Origin of the sequence: Paenibacillus sp. PsM32, from assembly GCF_030433815.1 — a bacterium.
Lineage (GTDB): Bacteria > Bacillota > Bacilli > Paenibacillales > Paenibacillaceae > Saccharibacillus > Saccharibacillus kyungheensis.
The window spans coordinates 148,180-169,943 of sequence record NZ_JARUWY010000001.1; the positions used below are offsets into that span (position 1 = coordinate 148,180).

Consider the following 21,764-nt stretch of genomic DNA (forward strand, 5'->3'; position numbering starts at 1 on the left):
ACGGTTATTTCAACTTCAACCGATTCAATGCCGCGGCAGCTGCCCGTTGCTCTGCTTCTTTTTTAGAACGCCCGGCTCCCTGACCTAAACTCTCTTCTCCCATACATACTTCCGAGACAAACTCCCGCTCATGTGCAGGGCCTTTCTCTTCAATAATACGATACTCCAGTACTCCCATATTGTGATGCTGAGTTAATTCCTGAAGCTCGGTCTTGAAGTCCATCATCTGGAACTGCCCACCTGGAGAAATGCCTGAGAATACATGTGCGTTTAGAAAAGACTTCACAGCTTCTAAGCCTTGATCCAGATATAATGCTCCAATAAAAGATTCAAAAACATCAGCGAGCAGTGCTGGACGCTGACGTCCGCCTGTCAATTCTTCTCCTTTGCCAAGCAAAACGTATCTGCCAAAGTCGAGCGCTTCTGCAAATTTCACTAACGAAGGTTCGCATACAATCGCTGCACGCAATTTCGTAAGTTCACCTTCAGGACGCTCAGGATATGCATTGTACAGGTACTCCGACACTGTCAATTCCAAAACCGCATCGCCCAAAAATTCGAGACGCTCATTATCTTGATGCTGACTAAACCGATGTTCATTCACATAAGAAGCATGAGTGAACGCCTGTTTGAGCAATTGACGGTTTTGAAATTGGATTTGAATTTGCTGTTGTAGCTGTTTCACATCTCCGTTCAAGAAACTGACTCCTTACACTTCAAATTTCTTCAGGATGATTGAGGCATTGTGCCCCCCGAATCCAAAAGAGTTGGACATTACTACATTCAAATCTGCTTTACGCGCTTCATTCGGCACATAGTCTAAATCACATTCAGGATCTTGATCATGCAAATTGATCGTTGGAGCAATAATCTGATTTTCTAAAGATAGTGCACAGATTACAGCTTCGATACCACCAGCTGCTCCTAATAAATGACCTGTCATCGACTTGGTCGAACTTACAGCGATGTTATACGCATGATCGCCTAATGCCAATTTGATTGCTTTCGTTTCGGACTTATCGCCTACAGGAGTAGATGTACCATGAGCATTGATATAATCAATATCTTCCGGTGTAATTCCTGCACTGCGAATTGCCATTTTCATACAACGAGCTGGGCCATCAGGATCAGGCTCTGTCATATGATGAGCATCTGCGCTTAATCCATAACCGATTACTTCAGCATAGATATGAGCACCACGCTTTTGAGCATGTTCCAACGATTCAAGAATCATGATTCCTGAACCTTCACCCATTACAAATCCATCACGACCGGTATCAAACGGACGACTTGCTGTTGTTGCTTCATCGTTGCGTGTAGACATCGCACGCATCGCACAGAAACCACCCAATCCCGAAGGACGAATCGTTGCTTCAGCACCACCAGTGATCATAACGTCTGCTTCACCATCACGAATAAACTTAAATGAATCTCCAATCGCATGACTACCACTTGCACAAGCACTTACAGGAGCCAAGTTTGGTCCTTTTGCGCCGTGAAGAATAGACACATGACCAGAAGCCATATTAGCGATCATCATTGGAATAAAGAATGGACTAATCCGTTTTGGTCCTTTTTGCATCAGAATAGCATGTTGATCTTCAAACGTTCCTAGACCACCAATACCAGATCCGATAATAACCCCTACACGTTCAGGATCAGTATCTTCTGCAATATTAAGCTTACTGTCTTTTAATGCTTCTACAGTTGCTGCTTCTGCAAATTGAACAAAACGATCCATTTTGCGCGCTTCTTTGCGTTCCATATAATCTTCTGCATTGAAGTCTTTGACTTCGGCAGCAATTTGCGTAGGATAGCCACTGACATCAAAACTTTCAATGGTACTTACACCGGATTGACCGGTAATAATATTATTCCAAAATGTATCTTTATCTTTACCAAGGGAAGTCATAACTCCCAAGCCTGTAATTACTACTCTATGCTTCAAACACATTCACCTCTATATCGACTGCATGTGTATATTTTTTGTTCCATCCAAAAGACAAAAGACGCCAAAATGAGGAGAAGTCCCGGCCCGCTAACAAGCAGGTAACGGGACTTTTGTTAAGCCTTAGGTATGAGATTGTATGTAAGTTACAACTTCACCTACGGTCGTAATTTTCTCCGCATCTTCGTCAGAAATTTCCAAGTCAAACTCATCTTCCAATTCCATAACCAGTTCCACTACATCAAGCGAATCTGCTCCAAGATCATCTTTAAAAGATGATTCTAATTTAATTTCAGCTTCGTCAGCTCCCAAACGGTCAATAACGATGCGTTTTACACGATCCAAAACATCAGACATCCGTTTCACCTCCTCTTCCAAAGTATTATACGAAAATCACACGCAAAAAGCCACATATCCATAAAAGGGATATTGTACTTCTTTTACATGTACATACCGCCATCCACATGAAGCGTCTGTCCTGTCATGTAAGAAGCTGCTGGTGATACCAGGAAAGAAACAACCGATGCAATTTCCTCGGGCTGACCGAGACGTGCAAGCGGAATCCCTTCTAGCATTTTGTTACGCAGTTCTTCACTCAGTTCATCCGTCATATCTGTTGCAATAAATCCGGGCGCCACACAATTCACTGTGATGCCACGTGAAGCTAATTCTTTTGCCGATGCTTTGGTTAAACCAATCACACCTGCTTTGGCTGCGACATAGTTAGCTTGACCAGGGTTACCCAGTACACCAACTACAGAAGAAATATTAATAATGCGACCGTAACGTTGTTTCATCATGGGACGAGTCACCGCTTTGAGGCAATTGAATACGCCTTTGAGGTTCGTCTCAATCACTTGATCAAATTCGTCTTCTTTCATTCGCATGATCAGGTTATCACGGGTAATACCTGCATTATTAATCAAAATGTCGATTTTACCAAATGTTTCATTAACTTGTTTGACCATCGCTTCTGCTTCTGCAGCAATACCTACATTGGCGCGAACTGCAAAAGCTTTGACACCTAATTCTTCGATCAGACGTACTGTTTCGTTAGCAGCATCTTCACTACCTGCATAGTTAACTGCGATATCTGCTCCAGCTTCTGCTAGTGCAAGCGCAATACTACGACCTATTCCTCGTGAAGCTCCTGTAACCAAAGCAGCTTGTCCTTGAAGTGGCTTACTCATAACATACGCATCTCCTTTTCAAATGAATCATCTGATCCGGCTTCTGGAGGGAAGATTATACTTCCACTTGAAGTGCTTCTATACTTTCCAGACTGCTTATATTAATCAAGCGTACATTTTTATCTATTTTTTTGATCAATCCTGTCAATACGTTCCCAGGACCAATTTCGATAAAAGTATCCACCCCTTCATTGATCAGAAAGCGAACACTATCTTCCCATAATACAGGAGAGTATACCTGTTCTACCAGTAATGCTTGAATCTCGCTTGCTGTGGTAACGGTTGTTGCTGTGACGTTCGCTACTACAGGCACTGTAGCATCGCGGAAAGATACCGACTGCAAACGCTCAGACAATTGATCTGCTGCTGACCTCATCAATGAAGAATGGAAAGGCCCACTGACTTCAAGCATGATCGCGCGCTTACCACCAATTTCTTTGACTTTTGCAGATACAGCGTTAACACCTTCTACCGAACCGGATACTACAATCTGTCCAGGACAGTTCACATTCGCAAGTTCAACAGCATGCCCTGTAGCCGAAATTTCAGCACATAATGCGGCTAAAGGTTCACGTTCTGCTCCAAGTACGGCTGCCATAGCTCCTTGACCGGATGGTACGGCTTGTTCCATAAATTGTCCGCGTGCACGAACAATCGCCACCGCTTCTTCAAAATCTAAAGCATTAGCTGCTACAAGAGCGCTATACTCACCAAGACTATGTCCTGCTACATAATCAGGTGTAATATTTTTAGATTTCAAAGCTTCCAGTAAAGCGATACTAGCTGTTAACAAAGCAGGTTGTGTATTCGCTGTTTGTTTCAATTGCTCTTCCGGTCCTTCAAAAGCAAGCTCGCTGATACTAAAGCCTAGTGTTTGATCAGCTGTTTTGAATAATTGTGCGGCTTGAGGTAATGCATCATGTACATCTTTTGCCATACCTACTTTTTGCGCACCTTGACCTGGAAATACAAATGCTATTTTACCCATAGGAATAATCTCCTCCCTATTACTTCTACTCGTCCAATTATATATCATTACCAGACTAATACGGATGCGCCCCAAGTCAGACCGCCACCAAAGCCAACCATGACTACACGGTCGCCTTCTTTGATACGTCCTAATTCTACCGCTTCTACCAATGCAAGCGGAATCGAAGCCGCTGATGTATTCGCGTATTTGTCTACATTAATCATGACACGATCTTCTGATAACTCCAGACGATTCATTGCAGATTGAATAATACGAATATTCGCTTGATGCGGAATTAAGATATCGATATCGTCTTTGGTCATTCCAGCTTTGCGAAGGACTTCATCTGTTGCTGAACCCATAACACGAACAGCAAATTTGAATACTTCACGTCCACCCATACGAATGTAATGTTGATTATTGCTTAACGTTTCTGTTGAAGCTGGCAAACGTGAACCACCGGCTGGCATCGTCAACAACTCGCCACCAGAACCTTCAGCACCTAGATCGAATGATTTGAAACCACGACCTTCGCCTACTTCGCCGATAATAACTGCTCCAGCACCATCACCGAACAATACACAAGTGTTACGATCTGTATAATCTGTAATACGAGATAGTGTATCTGCTCCAATAACAAGCGCATTTTTATATAAACCCATTTGCAACATACTCGTTGCAGATGCTAATGAATAGACAAATCCAGAACAAGCTGCTGATAAATCAAAAGCCGCCGCGTTTTTTGCACCTAATTTATCTTGCAAAATACAAGCGGTTGACGGGAAAAAAGTATCCGGTGTAATCGTAGCTACAACAATCAAATCCAATTCTGTTGCATCCATACCTGCTGATTCTAATGCTTTGAGGGCTGCTTCATACGCCAAATCAGAAGTTGCTTGCTCAGGAGCTGCAATATGACGTTCACGAATACCTGTACGACTGACAATCCATTCGTCATTCGTTTCTACCATTTTTTCAAGATCAGCATTTGTTAATATTTTTTCAGGAACATATTTTCCTGTTCCGATAATTCCGATAGGTAAAACATTAATCATTGGTGTCACTCTCTTCCCACTAATTTCCTCATCGTTTTCATTCCATGTCATTACGGTGGGGATGGATAAAACATGACGCAAGATGCTTATTGTATAACTTCTTTAGATATATTTTCAACTAACTGATTGCTGATCGCTATTCTAGCTTGACGAACAGCATGCTTAATGGCTCCGGCATCAGATGAACCATGACTTTTGAGAACAAGCCCGTTCAATCCTAGCAGAGGAGCGCCTCCGTGCTCTTTGTAATCCAGCTTGCTTTTTAGACCGCGAAGTTCAGGCATCAATAATGCTGCTCCAATCTTCGTTTTTAGCGACTTGCTAAATTGTTGCTTGAGCAGCGAGAACATAGCCGATGCTGTACCTTCAAGTGACTTTAACATAATATTTCCTGCAAAACCATCACAGACCAACACATCGCATACACCATTAAGTACATCACGTGCTTCTACATTGCCTACAAAATTAATAGGTAATGCTTCTAGTAACGGATACGCTTCTTTGGTTAATTCATTTCCTTTGTTCGCTTCTGTACCTACGTTTAATAATCCGACACGCGGGTTAGAAATGCCATGAACTTTATCTCTGTAAATGCTCCCCATTAGCGCGTACTGAGCTAGATGTTCTGGCTTCGCATCCATATTGGCTCCAAGATCAAGCGCCAGTGTACCGCCATCATCAATCGTTGGAATCATAGGTGCCAGCGCAGGACGCTCGATGCCCTTGATACGACCGACAACCAATAAACCTGTTGTCATCAGTGCACCTGTATTCCCTGCTGAGATCATCGCTTGAGCATTGCCTTCTTTGACCATACGACCTGCTACCACCATCGAAGCGTCTTTTTTGCGACGAACTGCTTTGACAGGCTCATCTTCAGCTTCAATGATTTCAGTCGTATGTACTATTTTTAAATTGGATGGAATCTCTGTAAGTAATGCTCGGATACGGGATTCGTCTCCTACTAGAATGATCTCGGTATCTTGCCATTCTTTGGCGGCTTCTAGCCCACCTAATACATTGCTGTCTGGAGCGTGATCTCCGCCCATCGCATCAATGGCGATTATCATGATCTACTCCTCCTTCATGCTGTTCTTCACCGTCTGATCGATAGATCGTAAAGTTTCCTTGAAATACCATTTCTTCACCAACATAGGTCAGCACTTCTACTTTAGCTTTTCCTTTGCGTGAAGGGTTTGATTGTACATATGCTTTGGCAATACATTTTTCACCTAGATGAACCGAACGAACAAAACGAATATCTGCCGATGCTGTCAAAGCAATCGCATCGTTAATAACCGCTACTGCTAATGAATTCGCCTGTGCAAAAATATGATGTCCACGTGCAATCTGTGTACGAGAAAATATATGTTCTTCACGAATTTCAAAAATTGAAATTCCGCTTTTGTCGAGTTGCAGATCAACAACATCTCCGATGACTTCATCTAGAGGAAGTGATTTTACCTGATCGTAGGAGCGCTCAGCCATCAACTTCATTCGCTCGCGCAACTCCGGTATTCCGAGTTCCATTCGATCCAGACGAATCGTCTGAATACTGACTTTTAGTTGTCTGGTTAATTCTTGATCAGTCACAAACGGATTCTCTTCGATAATCTTCACGAGCCGTTGTTGTCGCTGCCGTTTGGGCAAACGTTCGATGGCTACGCACCTCCTTGGTGTTACGCATATCGCACACAGATTTAGCATAGTTATAGAACATACCAACTATAATCTCTATATTGTTTATTACAATTCATAATATATGTAAACCTATGTGGTTTTAGTTGTTATTCATTTTTTAGAACCTGGTACTAAGAATGTAGTATAAAGCATATTGCACCAAAAAGAAAGTGCCTGGTCTAGGTTATACTCCAAACTTCTTTTTTCTGTGAACATTGTGTTGTATAGATAAAAGTCTACATACAAAAAAATAGTACTTCACCAAAAGATGAAGTACTACCTTTGTGAAAGACTATTGTTTGATAATCTCTCTTGATTTGTATGTTCCGCATACTTTGCAAACGCGGTGAGCCAATTTCATTTCTCCGCATTGCTCGCATTTCACCAAACCAGGTACTGCCAATTTAAAATGTGTACGACGTTTGTCACGACGTGTTTTGGAAGTTCTCCGTTGAGGTACTGCCATTGTTCCCACCTCCTTCATCTAATCAATCTTATCCAATGAACATATTACATGATCATTAAATCACTTAAAGAAATCTTTGAGTCCTGCCATTCTAGGATCGATAGGTGTGTTGTCACAACCGCAATCCTGCTCGTTCAGGTTGACTCCGCATGTCGGGCAAAGACCTTTGCAGTCTTCACTGCATAATACTCCAGGTGGAAGTTCAAGTACAGCAGCTTGTTCCATATATGGAGCTAGGTCAACAGTATCTGTATTCACATACAGCGTATCGTCGTCTTCTGCTACATCTTCTGGTTCTTCACCATGCTTGAATTCTTCCTGAATCTTGAACTGTAAGTTCAAATCCACAGGCTTCAGACAACGTATACACGCCATCTGTAAGTCAAGTTTCAGTGTTCCTTGTACATCAACCACTTCATTGACTCTTTGCGCCGCTTTCACATCTACTTGGAGAGGTGTATAAGACAGAACATCGCTATGTTCCTTTAAAATGGAACTCATGTCAAGCGTGTCATGAAACTCTATCGGTTGATCGCTTTGCGCCAATTTTCTAAATTGAAATTGCATCATTATCACTCCAAACAAACAAAAATTATTATACCGATTATACGCAAGCTTTGTCAATGAATATTTGTTAAGGTATTTTGGTTAACACCTATTTTCGTTTATACTTATACCTATATTCGATCTGAAAGCTTGAAATTTGATAAAGGAGCCTACCTATGAAAGTCGCAGGAATTATTGTTGAATACAACCCGCTTCATTACGGACATTTACTTCATTTGCAAAAAACGCGCGAACATACACAAGCTGATGCTATTGTAGCTGTGATGAGCGGTGGCTTCACACAACGTGGTGAGCCGGCTATTTTTGACAAATGGTCACGCACAGAAATGGCATTACAAGCTGGTTGCGATCTAGTGATCGAACTGCCTTCTGCTTATACGGTACAACCTGCTGAATGGTTCGCTTATGGAGCTGTATCACTTCTTGAACATACTGGAATCGTACATTCACTCGTATTCGGCAGTGAGTCTGGTTCGCTCTCCCAATTACAGGCTTTAGCTGACCTGCTAACGAATGAATCACCTGAACTGCGCCTGTTGATACAGAATAGTCTGAAAGAAGGCATAAGCTATCCTCGAGCGCTTGGTCAAGCAGTAGCCCGTCTCTATAGTATACCAGATCAAGCCGCATCTTTGTTAGCACAACCTAATAATACACTCGGACTTCAATATATTATTGCGCTTAATCGTCTACATAGTTCGATTGTTCCTGCTACGATCCAGCGCGAACAATCTCAGTATCATGATCTGCAACCGACTCATCATCAAATTGCCAGTGCTACAGCGGTACGTCAGTTACTTCTTAATAATGATCAGCAAGCCTCTTCGTATTTGCCAGAGACTACGATGAGTATTATTCAGCGGGAAGTTGCAGCAGGACGAGGTGCTGTAGAGCTTAATCAACTATGGCAATCTTTATTTCAAATGATTACAACTCATTCACCTGAACAATTGGCACAGTATTACGATATGAGTGAAGGCTTGGAATACCGCTTCAAAAAAATATTACGTACTTTGCAAAATTGCAGTATTACCGATCTGATTACAGCACTCAAAACCAAACGTTATACGTATACCCGATTACAACGGCTTATCGCTCACTTGCTATTAGGTCATACGACATCTGTATTAAATACTGCTAATTTGAAAAAAGGACCCGGCTATATTCGTGTACTAGGCTTTACCGATACAGGTAGAGAATTATTACGGCAAATGAAAAAGACCGCTTCTCTGCCGGTGATTACACGACCAACAGATACCGATCATCCTCATATGGAACTAGATATTCGTGCTTCCGCGATTCAAGCTTCTTGCTTTGCGGCGCAACAATCTTCTTATTTATATTCGGATTATCAACGTTCTCCGATAAGAGTATAGACATGTACAATCCAAATTAATATTACGAAGTAGATAATGTATCTAACGCTTTGAGTGCATCATCCAAAGTACTGACAGGAATCAATTGCATAGAGGATTTCATTTTGGATAACTGTGCTTTGGCATCTGCATAATTACCTTGAGGCACTAGAAAAATAGTAGCTCCTGCTTGCTGAGCAGCGACTACTTTGTGCTGAACACCACCAATTTCTCCCACTTGACCTTGAGGATTAATCGTTCCTGTACCTGCAATACGATGTCCTCGGGTCAAATCCCCTGCTGTTAATTGATTATAGATTTCTAAAGTAAACATCAATCCAGCCGAAGGCCCACCGATATTCGTATTGGCAAAATTGACTTCATGTCTGGCATCCTCAGGCGCAATTTTTTGCACTTCTCCGATCGACACGCCAAATCCGACACGTGTTTGTCCCTGACTATCTTTAAATTGGGTTAGTCCAATTTGTTCGGTGACTTGAGAGCCTGCACGTTCTAGCACCACTTTCACTTGCTGACCGTCTTTTTTAGTTTTTAAGACTTGTTCCAACTGTTCAAAAGAAGTAATCGATTGACCATCGATAGAGACGAATTTGTCTCCTGCATGAATCGTTGTATTGGTATCCGGTACACTGACCACAAATACATATTGCGGCTGTACACGATAAGGAATACCTGCTTTTTTGTAGGCAGCAGCGATCGCATAAGATTGTGAACTACTCATGTAATACAACTGCTCTGCTTCGTATTCAGCACGATTACTCTGGATCGTTTTGCGGACAATTTCTTCGTTAGAATCAAACAAAGAAGCAATCAGCATCGCTGTATTAGCATACGTTACAGAGATAGTCGTTAGCATAAATGTTCCTTTTTCATCGTTCTGTCCACCTGTCACACTGACAATCGGCTTCAGTTCATCTGCGCTACCAGGTCCATTGATCATATAAGGTGTTGGCATATACACAAGCACATACACAAGAATAACAACACAGATGATATACAACAAAGATTGTTTGCGACTCATCGGGGATTTTAATAATCGGCCAGGCATGGTTTTCGCTCCTTTGATTCTTTTACAGCCTATATTCATGGCTACTCTTATTATCCCATGCTTATGTTTTCAATTCCATATTGGCAATCTAGTTACTCGCTATCCGGTCCTTGACTGAATTTTTGCTTTAAATGTTGCTCTATAATAGGAGGTACAAAGTCAGATACTTTTCCATTAAAGCGAGCAATCTCTTTGACCACGCTAGAACTTAAATAAGAATATTTCGGATTGGTCATCATAAAAATTGTTTCTGCATCCGGATTGAGTTCACGATTGATTGAAGCCATCTGTAATTCATACTCAAAATCAGTCACTGAACGAATACCGCGTACAATCACCTGTGCTTGACGTTCACGTATGTAATTCGCTAACAGATCACGAAAACTTTCAATCGTCACATTGGGTAGATCGGCAGTAACTTCTTTTAACAATTCGACCCGTTCTTCTACACTAAATAAGGGCTTTTTGCTCATATTGTTTAGAACGGCTACAACCAGATGATCGAACTGTTTAGCAGCGCGATGAATAATATCCATATGTCCCATCGTAACAGGGTCAAAACTGCCTGGATATACGGCTAGATGGGACTTGGTGATATGTTCACTCATGAGATGGTTGTCCTCCCTGTTGTTGTGGCTCATATTCGTATACATTAATCGCGGTTTCTCCATATACTGCATGACGAATACCTGCAAAATGTTCTACTTCTTGTGGATAATCATGACCTGACTCATATTCCAAAACAATCGTGGCGGCTGGCGCTAACAATCCACGTTCATGCATTTCGTTCATCAGTTCAATACCATTTTTCATTTTATAAGGAGGATCGAGAAAAACGAGATCAAATGTAGCTTCGCGCTTGGCTAATACTTTGAGCGCACGTCCTGCTTCATTACGGTACACTTCCGCTTGTTCCGTTAACCCTGTGGCTTGCAGATTGCCACGAATGACTTCGATACTTTTATGTTCCAAATCTATAAATACCCCTTGCTCTATACCACGGCTGAGTGCTTCGATCCCCAGACCGCCTGTACCTGCAAAAAGGTCTAATACTTTACCACCATCAAAATAAGGTCCAATAATACTAAAAATTGATTCTTTAACTTTATCTGTTGTCGGACGTGTCCCATTACCGGGTACAGCTTTTAATGGACGTCCTTTGGCACTACCTGATATGACTCTCATCTTACGCTCACCTGTCTTTATAATATTTCGTAGCACAGTCTATTTTTGCCTCATATGTTAGTTCTACGATGTACAAAGCTATCGTATCATATCATGTCTATGGTTCAAAAGGAATGTATCCTAAGCTTAGATCAGCAGGATAAATATAGTAATAGATATAGCGATATATAAATTGAAAAGCCCCTACAATGACTGTAGGGACTTTTTGTATTTTAAAATAAGTATACAGATGACATCTAAAGTTGATTATTGCACTATGAATTTCACTTTGGTTCCATCTGGATATTTGGTGAGTTGGTTGCCGACCCAAGAACCTGCTCCACGATTATCTGACGGGGTCACATAACGGATATCTGCTCCTGTTCCGCCTTCCAGACACATCGCCATTGGCCATTCATCACGATCATAACCGGATTTAGTAGGTACTCCTTTTAAAGAATCTTCACGTCGTTGGTCTGCTCCATCACGATCAATCGTACAGACATCAGAATGTCCATCTGCAATGGCATCTTTGATATGATCTGCTGTTTCAGGATAGCGACTGGTTGGAAAAGTAAGCGTGTAATCATAGGCTGCTGCTGCGTATACCGTATTATGTATTTTGCCCTCGCCTTGAAATAAAACCGACATCGTAACCAACATCATAAACGTCATAGCTGTAAACAAAATCTTTTTCATACATCAACTTCCTTCCATTTTTTATTTAAATAATATAAGAACTGAGATTATTTTAACTTACATTTGTGATTTTTAAAATAGATTTATGTAAATTTAACAAACATAAATTGTGAGTAATATTTAATAATGTCCTACATTTCAGATTACACTTTACATATAGTTAACATTTATCTTACATAAATAAACAAAAAAAGAACCCTGCCGATCACCGACAGGGTATATATTTATATTTATTTCAAAAGGGGTATGCATGTATCTTAACCACTCCAGATGAAATTAATCTGATGATTGCCTGAAAATAAGATTAAATTTCTATACTTTTCATTTATATTTTGAAAAAGTTGTCCGATATATATTAGGTATGCCTTCTCATCCAATAAAGGCAACGAAAGGAGGTCCTATCATGGATATCGCTTCATTATCCACGGCAATGAGCCAAAGCTCGCTTTCGCAAGCTGTAGGTATCAAAGTACTTTCGTTATCTAAAGACATGGCTGAACAACAAGGTCAACAGATGGCAGAAATGCTCAAACAAGCACCTCACCCGAATTTGGGAGGATCACTAGATATTCGCGCTTAAAAGAAGTTAAGAACACTTTTCTTTTCTTCTATTTCTGCGGAATATGTAGCCTTGTCTGTGTTACACAGACTTGGGAACAGCGCAAAAAGCTTCAGTCTCGATCGATTGAAGCTTTTTGCGCTGTTTTTATAGAATATTTACTATTACGATATAGATTGCTCAAGACTAGATGCGCGCTGCCCCTGATTAAAAGCAATAGTAGGCATGCCTTTTACACCCGGCTTAACCATAAATAACCCGCCTGCTAAAGGTTGATCTTCGCTATCATCTTGCGCTGTAGTGATATATAGTTCATCCAGATGTTCACCGCCAAAAGCACAAGAAGTCACACAATTTACAGGTAACGATACTTCACCTATGACTTCTCCATTGGTTGGATCAATACGTGAGACACGTTGACCTCCCCAACGAGCGACCCATAACATACCTTCTGCATCGATCGTCATTCCGTCAGGGTATCCTTCACTTTCATCTAATGTAGCAATCACTTGTTTGTTCGAAATTGTACCTTTTTGCATATCATAATCAAAAGATACAATTTCAAGTGTTGGTGTATCAATATAATATAAAGTGCTATGGTCTGCACTCCATGCTAATCCATTAGACGTGGACACTTCATCTATCAGCAAAGAAACATTGCCCTCTGTACTCAAGCTGTAAAATGCGCCTTGCTCTGATTCTCCATTCAAACTCATTGTTCCTGCAAGAAAACGCCCTGCTGGATCGCATTTACCATCGTTAAATCGGTTACCCGGTCTACCTTCTTCAGGATCATGAATCAAGATTTTCTCACCTGTCTGAGTATTCAAGCGATACAGACCACTAATCAGTGCGACAATCACTTCATTTTCCAAATAAGGCACTACGGCACTAATATGTTCCCCCACATCTACTGTACGATCTTGCTGAGTAGATGGATCATAAATATGCAATTGATATCCTTCGATATCTACCCATAATAATCGTCCAAATGATTGATCCCAACTTGGCCCTTCACCTAATTTGGCTTTGGCATCGACCACGATATTTGCTGTATAGGTCTTAATAAGTATCACTCCTTACATTTCCATTATGTCGTAGAACGGTTCCAATCGTATTGAACAGCTTGCAAGAATGAACGAGCAAGCACTAAATGTCCATTTTGATTCGGATGAACATGATCCCATCCATTGGATAATGAAGCTGGATATACATAAGCGGATAATGCGTCAAAAGCAGCTTGAGTATCAACAAAGATCGCTCCTGTTTCTTGCGCAATTCGCTTCACTGCTTCTCCGTATACATCCATTGTGGCACGCATCGGATCTTCAGTCGTTGTCGATAAGTAATAAGGAGTCATTAAGACCAATCCTTTTACTTTCGGTAACGTCTGTTGTACCAGTTCACGCAAAGTCTGTTCATATTCTTCTAAATATACATGCCAATCGGTTTCTAGCGGATGACTGAATTGTCTCCATACATCATTGATCCCGATCATAATAGATACCCAATCTGGATCATGTTTGAACACATCTTCTTCCCAGCGTTCTTTGAGATGTTTGACTTGATCTCCACTCGTTCCTGTATTAAGAACACGAATATTATAATCAGGATAAACCGTTTGCAAAAGAGAATCGACTAAAGACACATACCCATTGCCAATCTCCCAGTATTGCCCTACAGGTCGACCGCGTCCACAATCTGTAACCGAGTCACCAATCATCAATAATGTGCTGTTTTTTTCAATTTTCATCTCTATCCATCTCCTCTACACTGACAAAAATAGGGTCATCGGCTAGTGTATAGATTACCAACCTTGACGTTGAAGCCAAATCATACATTGCTTGGTCCAGTTTCCCATAACTGGGTGTTCCAAAGCAAGCCCCTGCCCATGTCCGCCACTCTCATAAATATGTAATTCAAATGGAACATGATGCTGTTCTAAAGCCAGTGCCATCTGCAAACTATTTTGTACAGGTACTACATCATCATCTGTATTGTGCCAGATAAATGCAGGCGGGGTCTGTGCGGTAACACGTTGCTCTGCACTATAATCAGCTATCTGTTCCTCTGAAGCATCTGATCCCAAAAGAGCTAATCTAGATCCTTCATGCCCGTAGTGCTTCATCGTAATAACCGGATAGCACAAAATCATCGCATCCGGTCTCGAACTGATCGATTGAGTGATTCCTGCTACAGTTATCGGTTGTTCTTCATATACTGTACCGGTAATAGCGGCTAAATGACCTCCTGCTGAAAATCCCAATATCCCTATTTTGGACGGATCGATTCCATATTCAGCCGCATGTGCCCGAATATAACGAATAGCACGTTTACCATCTTCTAACGGAATACGTTGCTGTTTCGGTGATAAACGATAATGAAGTACAAAAGCAGAAATACCATGTTCATTTAACCACTGTGCGACAGGCGCGCCTTCATGATCTGCACGATGTTCATATCCTCCACCTGGCAATACAATAACCACACTATCTGAAGAATCCACTATAAATGGTACCAAATAAGCTTTTTCTTCTGTAGTATTTATATCTTCTTCTACATCAATCCATATCTTTTCTATACTCACCTGATCATCCCCTTTCTGATATCACACTGGTTATCAATATATTGTAAGCGCTTAATAAAATCAACTCAATAATTGAAGCAGACCGGACCTATCCGCTTCATGATTCATTGATTAGACAAATATTAATATCATTTATAGATTGCTTCGAACTCACATGCAATCCAACTTACATGCAATAGAAGTTATATTTAATACAAATTACGAAATTGTTCAGGCGTTACATCCTCTAATCTACGGAATGTAGCTACAAAATGACTGGAATCTCTAAATCCCACCTGACCTGCCACTTCTTTGATCGTCATTCGTGGATAAAGTGTCATCAGTTCTTTGGCTTTACGAATACGTAGTAAAATAAAATACGCATACGCGGTCATACCGAATGTCTGTCGGAATAATGTATTTAAATGCCTTGCACTTACGCCTACTTGATCTGCCATATCTTCAAGCCCGATATTAGGATCGTCATAATGAGATTCCATAAATGACATCAATGGCTTGAGTCGTTCGACTGTATGCGATAACGAAGGAAGATTGTTTACACGTCCATGCTTTTTGAGCAATGTTAAAAAGCGATATAGATCTGAACTGGTATCCAGACCGGATAGATCACGATCACTACGAATCTGTCCCAATAGACCACTAGCAAAAGTCTCTAATTCACATCCACGATCCCATTCATAATAAGCTGAATGTGATAACCCGAGTGTAGATACAATCGCAAGAGATTGCGGCCCGCCAAATGTTAAATAAGCTGTCTCCCATACTCCGCTGATTGGACGATATCCATGAGCATCTCGGGGTGCCAGTAATACACCTGATCCTGCTTTGACCGTATAGCTGGTTCCGCCAAAATAAAGCTCGCCTTCTCCATTTACCGCTTGAATCCAATGATAACAAGGATAACCGTCTGGACGATCAATCGATTCTTGATCAGCATTGTACCCGATACTCTCCATATGAATAGGTAACTGTAAGTCTCTGAGCTCTGTAAAAAAACGGCGGTCAGGTATAGTTACGTACATATTTTTCACTTCCAATCTCCATATTTTTATATACTAAGCGCATTTTATTATATTTTATAAGGGAACGAGTTGAATTACTATAGAGTTATTCTTATACAAGGAGTGACAGTCATGATTAGCAGCAAACTTCCTAAAATTTTTTACGGTGGTGATTATAATCCTGAGCAATGGGATCAACAGACTCACCAAGAAGATTTACAACTATTTAAACAAGCAGGAATCGATATCGCCACAGTCAATGTATTCTCTTGGGCACGCAATCAACCCGATGAGGTTCATTATCAATTTGAATGGTTGGATGAGTTAATCGATAGCCTTTATGAAAGCGGTATCTATACCTGCCTTGCCACAAGTACGGCTGCTCATCCGGCATGGATGGCGAAAAAGTATCCTGATGTATTACGTACCGACAAAGACGGCAGAAAACGCAAATTCGGTGGGCGTCATAACTCTTGCCCTAACAGTCCAACTTATCGTAAATACTCGACAGAGATTGCTAGTCGACTTGCAGAACGCTACAAAGATCATCCAGCTATTGTGGTCTGGCATGTATCTAACGAATACGGTGGCGATTGTTATTGTGACAACTGTGAACGGGCTTTTCGTGTCTGGCTCAAAACACGTTACCAGACGCTAGATGCATTAAATACAGCATGGAACACTTCTTTCTGGGGTCATACGTTCTATGACTGGGATGAAGTTGTATTGCCAAGTAATCTAAGCGAAGAATGGGGAGACGATAATACGAACTTTCAAGGGATGTCTCTTGATTATTCCCGCTTCAACTCGGACAGCATGCTCGAATGTTATCAACTAGAGTATGATGCGATTAAAAGTGTTGTTCCAGATGCGCTGATTACGACAAACTTGATGGGCTTTTTCAAACCTTTAGATTATTTTAAATGGGCAAAACAAATGGACATTATCTCATGGGATAACTATCCTGGGCTCGATACACCTGTAAGTTATACCGCTCTTGCACATGATCTGATGCGTGGTATCAAAAATGGTGATCCATTTATGCTTATGGAACAAACGCCTAGTCAACAAAACTGGCAAGCTTACAATTCGCTCAAACGTCCGGGTGTAATGCGCTTATGGAGCTATCAAGCCGTGGCTCATGGTGCAGATACGATTATGTTTTTCCAACTTCGCCGTTCAGCAGGCGCATGTGAAAAGTTCCATGGCGCTGTGATTGAACATGTAGGTCATTCCAATACTCGTGTTTTCTGCGAAACAGCAGCACTGGGTAGCGAACTTCAGACATTGGGTGATACTTTGCTTGATTCGCGTATTGAATCCAAAGTTGCTATACTGTTTGATTGGGACAACTGGTGGGCGATTGAGAAATCAAGTGGGCCAACAATTGCGCTCAAATATGTAGATCAGATACATAAATACTACAAAGCCTTTTATAACCGTAATATTCAGGTCGATGTAGTTGGCGTAGATTCTGATCTTAGCGCATATGAGCTGGTCATCGCTCCTGTTCTGTACATGGTTAAACCAGGTCTAGCCGATAAACTAGAACAATTTACGCAAAATGGAGGCACATTTGTCACCACATTCTTTAGCGGCATTGTAGGCGAGAGTGATCTGGTTGCACTTGGTGGTTATCCTGGCGAGCTACGCAAACTGCTTGGCATCTGGGTAGAAGAAACAGACGCTCTACTTCCTACGATGCGGAACCAGATTGTAATGAATCAATCATTAGGTGATCTAAGCGGCGATTATGAATGCGGAATGCTCTGCGATTTGCTTCATACCGAAGGTGCCGAAGTTCTTGCCCACTATGGTGATGACTTTTATAAAGGAATGCCTGTGCTTACCCGTAATACGTACGGCAAAGGAGAAGCATGGTATATCGCTTCCGATGGAGAAGAAGCGTTTATTGCTGGTCTTATGAAATTTGTAGCTGATCAAAAAGGAATTCAACCTGTTCTAGATACTCCAGCCGGTGTAGAAGCTGGACGACGTGTCAAAAACGGTGAACAATTCATTTTCTTACTCAACCACAATGCTGAAGCAGCTACGGTAGAACTGAACGATCTACAAGTAACCAATCTGCTCGATCCTGATCATACGGGTCAATCGATTGAAGTGCCTGCACGCGGTTCAGTGATTCTAAGTGCACCGTATAGCAGTTAAAACCAATTTAGAGTAATATCAATCTCAATTGGTAATATATGACATAGCAATCGATTAACATCCTTATTTTACCACGAATGAAGCGATACGTAAAATGTATTTAATTACATTTACGTATCGCTTTTTTTCAATCTTATTTCTAGTTTTTCTTGTATTGTGAAGAGTGAATTTGCTGGCTTATTTTGAGATACTAGACAGCACTTTTTTATAAAATTACACCGTCTTTAAAAATAGCAATTTCACGAAAACCATGCTTTTCACTATTGGTCTGCTTACGTCCTGAAGCGATATCTACAATTGATGTTAATAGATCAAGTGATACTTCTTCCATCGTTTTTCCTTCTAATAATTGACCTGCATTATAATCGATCCAATGCTTTTTGCGATTGGCTAGATCGGATTGAGTAGCAATTTTCATAGTCGGTACAGGCCCGCCAAAAGGAGTCCCTCTACCGGTTGTAAATAAAACGATATGAGCGCCTGCCGCTGACAAAGCAGTAACAGACACAAGATCATTACCCGGTGCTTCGATAATATTCAATCCAGACTGATGCACCCTTTGACCGTATTTTAGTACATCGATGACTTGGGAGTGTCCACCTTTTTGCGTACAACCTAGTGATTTTTCTTCCAGTGTCGTAATCCCTCCAGCTTTGTTGCCGGGTGAAGGATTTTCGTAAATATTTTGACCATGATTAACAAAGTATTGCTTAAATCCATTAATCAAATCTACCAACTCGTCAAATACTTGCGGAGTCTGAGCACGATTCATTAAGATGGTCTCTGCACCGAACATCTCGGGCACTTCGGTTAAAATAGCTGTTCCACCAGCAGAAACGATAAGGTCGGCTACAGAACCGACTAATGGATTAGCTGTAATTCCAGATAACCCATCCGAGCCTCCACATTTCAAGCCTATTTTTAATTTGGATAAAGGTACAGGTTGACGCGATATTTGTTCTGCTTGAGTAACCAATTCTTCTAACAGTAACAATCCTGCTTCGATCTCATCATCTTCTTCTTGAGCTTTGAGATAACGAACTTTGTGAGCATACTCGTCTGGAATAACTTCGGCAAATTGTTCAATCTGATTGTTCTCACAACCTAATCCAATTACCAAAACACCGGCGGCATTCGGATGAAGTACAAGTGAAGCTAACAACTGCTTCGTATATTCCAGATCATCGCCTAATTGCGAACAACCAAATGGATGTGGAAAATGATACACGCCTTCTACACGTCCTTGCATATCTGCATGAGCAGTACGCGCTAGTGCTTCGCAAACTTTATTAATACAACCCACTGTATTGATAATCCAGATTTCGTTACGAATACCAACTTCACCATTTTCACGTACATATCCTTCAAATGTCTGTAAATGTTCAGGTACATGATTAGGATTCCAGCTAGGCGTAGGTTCATACCGATAATCTAATGTGCCTTCTAAGCCTGTGCGCAGGTTATGCGTATGAATCCATTGTCCGGGTTGAATACGCTCTTTGGCTTTGCCGATTGAAAATCCATATTTAATCACATCTTGATCTGGAGCAATATCATGTATCGCTATTTTGTGACCACGTGGAATATGATCGCTGACATTTAGGATAGTCCCATTTTCCAAAATAATCGATTCGCCCGGTGACACATCTCGAAGTGCAATCACAACATCATCTTGCTTCTGAATCGTTATGCAATCTTTTATCATTGTATTCATTGCCGTTGCTCCTCCAATATATGAATATTTGATACAATAGCTGCTTCTAATCCTTGAATCTGTGTTAAATCTTCTTCCCATATCTGCTGATCAGACAAAATAGAAGTCACAATATCGGATAACTGTGGTTGTTGCCAATGTTCTGCAAGACGCTGAATATACTCTCTATTATCTTTGATCGTCAGTGTTGCACCTGATAATGTCTGAGCTTGATGAGGTTGTCCTTCTTCTGCTGGTTGTAATCGGTACAATACGATCAAAGCCGCCAGTGAATATACGATCTCAGCAGGCAGTTGATTATATTTTTCTGTATACGCTTTCAATGTTGGTAAAATTCTTGTTTTGAATTTGCTTAGACTATTCAGTGCGATATCTTGTAATCGGTGTTCCAGATAAGGATTACGGAAGCGTTCAAATGTTTCTGTCGCATAAGACTGTAGCTCTTTCTCATCTAATGTCAGTGACGGAATCACTTCTTCTGTAATCGTTGAAATCATCCATTGGCTAAGATGTGGATCGTCCATCACATCACGCACAGTGGTTTTGCCGTACAATAAACCAACAGGTGTCATTAATGTATGAGCTCCATTTAGGATACGTACTTTACGTTCTTGAAAAGGTTGTAAATCTTTCACCCAGTGTACATTAAGTCCAATCTGTGCCAGTGGTAGCCTTTTATCTAATTCAGGCTCTCCTTGAATCGCCCACAGATGATAAGGCTCTGCTGTATTGATAAATGAATCTTCATATCCGTATTGCTCTACTAAACGTGCATATTCTTCTTCCGGTGGCAACCCCGGTACAATCCGATCAACAAGATTGTTCAAAAAGCGCTGTGATTGTTCTATCCATTGCACAAAATCAACACCAAATCCAAAGTCATCTGCATAACGAAGCACATACTGTTTGAGTACATCACCATTATTTTCAATCAATTCACAAGGTAAAATTAACAACCCATGACTTGAATCTCCTGCAAAATGTTGAAATCTTCGATATAAAAATACAGTTAATCGTGCAGGATAATTACGTAATGGCTCTCCTGCAATATAATCGATCGGTTCATACGTTAATCCTGCTTCTGTCGTATTCGATATAATAATATCCAGCGACTCTAATTCAGCTAACTGTAGAAATTGCTCCCATTCGGTATACGGATCGATAAACGTTTTGAAAACAGGAATAATCGATCGGTGCTCGGTCACTTCTCCATGTTGTACTCCTCTTGTAATTAAGGTATACAATCCATCTTGCTCTGCTAATTGTTGTAGTTTGACTGCTCCATTCGGTGTCGGTGGAGTCAACGCAATACTGCCATGGTATTTTCCTTGGGTAATACTTTCATAGATCATCCAATCAAAAAAACCTCTCAAAAAGTTACCTGCTCCTATTTGTAAAATTTTGATCGGCAATTGACGAATATTTTCAATCTTACGACGTTCATCCTGACTATTTATTCCAATTCGCAATGGTTGCATATATTTTCCTAGCGACATCGTATTCCTCCATTCCTTTATACATTTTCTTTTTGCTCATTTATAAATGGGTGTTATGCCTTTATACAGATCACT

Annotated in this window: 23 protein-coding genes; 3 read left to right on the forward strand and 20 right to left on the reverse strand. The window is 40.9% G+C overall.

The window, feature by feature from the left end:
- Positions 1–4 precede the first annotated feature (4 nt).
- The 10 genes from rnc to QCD85_RS00740 form a co-directional block, all read right to left on the reverse strand.
- Positions 5–697: a ribonuclease III gene (gene rnc, locus QCD85_RS00695; protein WP_069327420.1), complete on the reverse strand. Its 693-nt coding sequence runs from the start codon at positions 695–697 to the stop codon at positions 5–7.
- A 12-nt stretch (positions 698–709) separates the two neighbouring features.
- Positions 710–1,948: a beta-ketoacyl-ACP synthase II gene (gene fabF / locus QCD85_RS00700; protein WP_273615741.1), complete on the reverse strand. Its 1,239-nt coding sequence runs from the start codon at positions 1,946–1,948 to the stop codon at positions 710–712.
- A gap of 123 nt (positions 1,949–2,071) precedes the next feature.
- Positions 2,072–2,305, reverse strand: coding sequence for an acyl carrier protein (gene acpP / locus QCD85_RS00705; protein ID WP_069327422.1), 234 nt, complete (start codon positions 2,303–2,305; stop codon positions 2,072–2,074).
- Between the two features lie 83 nt (positions 2,306–2,388).
- Positions 2,389–3,138, reverse strand: coding sequence for a 3-oxoacyl-[acyl-carrier-protein] reductase (fabG, locus tag QCD85_RS00710; protein ID WP_204824612.1), 750 nt, complete (start codon positions 3,136–3,138; stop codon positions 2,389–2,391).
- Between the two features lie 55 nt (positions 3,139–3,193).
- Positions 3,194–4,126, reverse strand: a complete 933-nt coding sequence (gene fabD, locus QCD85_RS00715) for an ACP S-malonyltransferase (RefSeq protein WP_301261351.1) — start codon at positions 4,124–4,126, stop codon at positions 3,194–3,196.
- A gap of 47 nt (positions 4,127–4,173) precedes the next feature.
- Positions 4,174–5,163, reverse strand: a complete 990-nt coding sequence (locus QCD85_RS00720; RefSeq protein ID WP_273615739.1) for a beta-ketoacyl-ACP synthase III — start codon at positions 5,161–5,163, stop codon at positions 4,174–4,176.
- 86 nt (positions 5,164–5,249) lie between these two features.
- Complete coding sequence (gene plsX / locus QCD85_RS00725) at positions 5,250–6,233, reverse strand: phosphate acyltransferase PlsX (protein WP_274170334.1); 984 nt, start codon at positions 6,231–6,233, stop codon at positions 5,250–5,252.
- The gene (gene fapR / locus QCD85_RS00730; RefSeq protein ID WP_204824616.1) at positions 6,217–6,813 is read right to left on the reverse strand and encodes a transcription factor FapR; all 597 of its coding nucleotides are present in this window, start codon (positions 6,811–6,813) and stop codon (positions 6,217–6,219) included. Before fapR ends, plsX begins: the two co-directional genes overlap by 17 nt.
- 322 nt (positions 6,814–7,135) lie before the next feature.
- Complete coding sequence (gene rpmF / locus QCD85_RS00735; protein ID WP_069327428.1) at positions 7,136–7,309, reverse strand: 50S ribosomal protein L32; 174 nt, start codon at positions 7,307–7,309, stop codon at positions 7,136–7,138.
- Positions 7,310–7,369: 60 nt separating this feature from the next.
- Positions 7,370–7,810 (reverse strand): YceD family protein, encoded by a 441-nt coding sequence (locus tag QCD85_RS00740; protein ID WP_301261352.1) that lies wholly within the window; start codon positions 7,808–7,810, stop codon positions 7,370–7,372.
- 221 nt (positions 7,811–8,031) lie between these two features.
- Between QCD85_RS00740 and QCD85_RS00745 the strand changes: the two genes are divergently transcribed.
- Positions 8,032–9,252 carry a nucleotidyltransferase gene (locus QCD85_RS00745; RefSeq protein ID WP_301261353.1) on the forward strand — a complete coding sequence of 407 codons (1,221 nt, stop codon included), beginning with the start codon at positions 8,032–8,034 and terminating at the stop codon, positions 9,250–9,252.
- Between the two features lie 22 nt (positions 9,253–9,274).
- Here QCD85_RS00745 and QCD85_RS00750 read toward each other — a convergent pair whose 3' ends face one another.
- The 4 genes from QCD85_RS00750 to QCD85_RS00765 form a co-directional block, all read right to left on the reverse strand.
- Positions 9,275–10,300 (reverse strand): YlbL family protein, encoded by a 1,026-nt coding sequence (locus QCD85_RS00750; RefSeq protein WP_301261354.1) that lies wholly within the window; start codon positions 10,298–10,300, stop codon positions 9,275–9,277.
- 92 nt (positions 10,301–10,392) lie between these two features.
- A complete protein-coding gene (gene coaD / locus QCD85_RS00755; RefSeq protein WP_274170337.1) occupies positions 10,393–10,908 on the reverse strand; it encodes a pantetheine-phosphate adenylyltransferase in 516 nt (171 codons plus the stop codon).
- Positions 10,901–11,506, reverse strand: a complete 606-nt coding sequence (gene rsmD / locus QCD85_RS00760; protein WP_441005599.1) for a 16S rRNA (guanine(966)-N(2))-methyltransferase RsmD — start codon at positions 11,504–11,506, stop codon at positions 10,901–10,903. Before rsmD ends, coaD begins: the two co-directional genes overlap by 8 nt.
- Positions 11,507–11,731: 225 nt before the next feature.
- Positions 11,732–12,115 (reverse strand): NucA/NucB deoxyribonuclease domain-containing protein, encoded by a 384-nt coding sequence (locus QCD85_RS00765; RefSeq protein ID WP_273616281.1) that lies wholly within the window; start codon positions 12,113–12,115, stop codon positions 11,732–11,734.
- A 451-nt stretch (positions 12,116–12,566) separates the two neighbouring features.
- Here QCD85_RS00765 and QCD85_RS00770 point away from each other — a divergent pair, with 451 nt between their 5' ends.
- On the forward strand, positions 12,567–12,743 hold the full coding sequence (locus tag QCD85_RS00770; protein WP_069327434.1) for a YjfB family protein: 177 nt from the start codon (positions 12,567–12,569) through the stop codon (positions 12,741–12,743).
- 143 nt (positions 12,744–12,886) lie between these two features.
- Here QCD85_RS00770 and QCD85_RS00775 read toward each other — a convergent pair whose 3' ends face one another.
- From QCD85_RS00775 to QCD85_RS00790, 4 genes are all read right to left on the reverse strand, one after another.
- Complete coding sequence (locus QCD85_RS00775) at positions 12,887–13,765, reverse strand: SMP-30/gluconolactonase/LRE family protein (RefSeq protein WP_301261944.1); 879 nt, start codon at positions 13,763–13,765, stop codon at positions 12,887–12,889.
- A gap of 47 nt (positions 13,766–13,812) precedes the next feature.
- Positions 13,813–14,475, reverse strand: a complete 663-nt coding sequence (locus QCD85_RS00780; RefSeq protein WP_273615731.1) for an SGNH/GDSL hydrolase family protein — start codon at positions 14,473–14,475, stop codon at positions 13,813–13,815.
- Positions 14,476–14,529: 54 nt separating this feature from the next.
- The gene (locus QCD85_RS00785) at positions 14,530–15,309 is read right to left on the reverse strand and encodes an alpha/beta hydrolase (RefSeq protein WP_301261356.1); all 780 of its coding nucleotides are present in this window, start codon (positions 15,307–15,309) and stop codon (positions 14,530–14,532) included.
- 188 nt (positions 15,310–15,497) lie between these two features.
- The gene (locus QCD85_RS00790; RefSeq protein WP_204825023.1) at positions 15,498–16,331 is read right to left on the reverse strand and encodes an AraC family transcriptional regulator; all 834 of its coding nucleotides are present in this window, start codon (positions 16,329–16,331) and stop codon (positions 15,498–15,500) included.
- 111 nt (positions 16,332–16,442) lie between these two features.
- Between QCD85_RS00790 and QCD85_RS00795 the strand changes: the two genes are divergently transcribed.
- The gene (locus QCD85_RS00795) at positions 16,443–18,479 is read left to right on the forward strand and encodes a beta-galactosidase (RefSeq protein WP_301261357.1); all 2,037 of its coding nucleotides are present in this window, start codon (positions 16,443–16,445) and stop codon (positions 18,477–18,479) included.
- A gap of 205 nt (positions 18,480–18,684) precedes the next feature.
- On the opposite strand, the gene QCD85_RS00800 is transcribed toward QCD85_RS00795, so the two are convergent.
- Positions 18,685–20,193 carry a UxaA family hydrolase gene (locus QCD85_RS00800; protein ID WP_273615728.1) on the reverse strand — a complete coding sequence of 503 codons (1,509 nt, stop codon included), beginning with the start codon at positions 20,191–20,193 and terminating at the stop codon, positions 18,685–18,687.
- Positions 20,190–21,689, reverse strand: coding sequence for a tagaturonate reductase (locus QCD85_RS00805; RefSeq protein WP_301261358.1), 1,500 nt, complete (start codon positions 21,687–21,689; stop codon positions 20,190–20,192). Before QCD85_RS00805 ends, QCD85_RS00800 begins: the two co-directional genes overlap by 4 nt.
- Between the last annotated feature and the right edge of the window lie 75 nt (positions 21,690–21,764).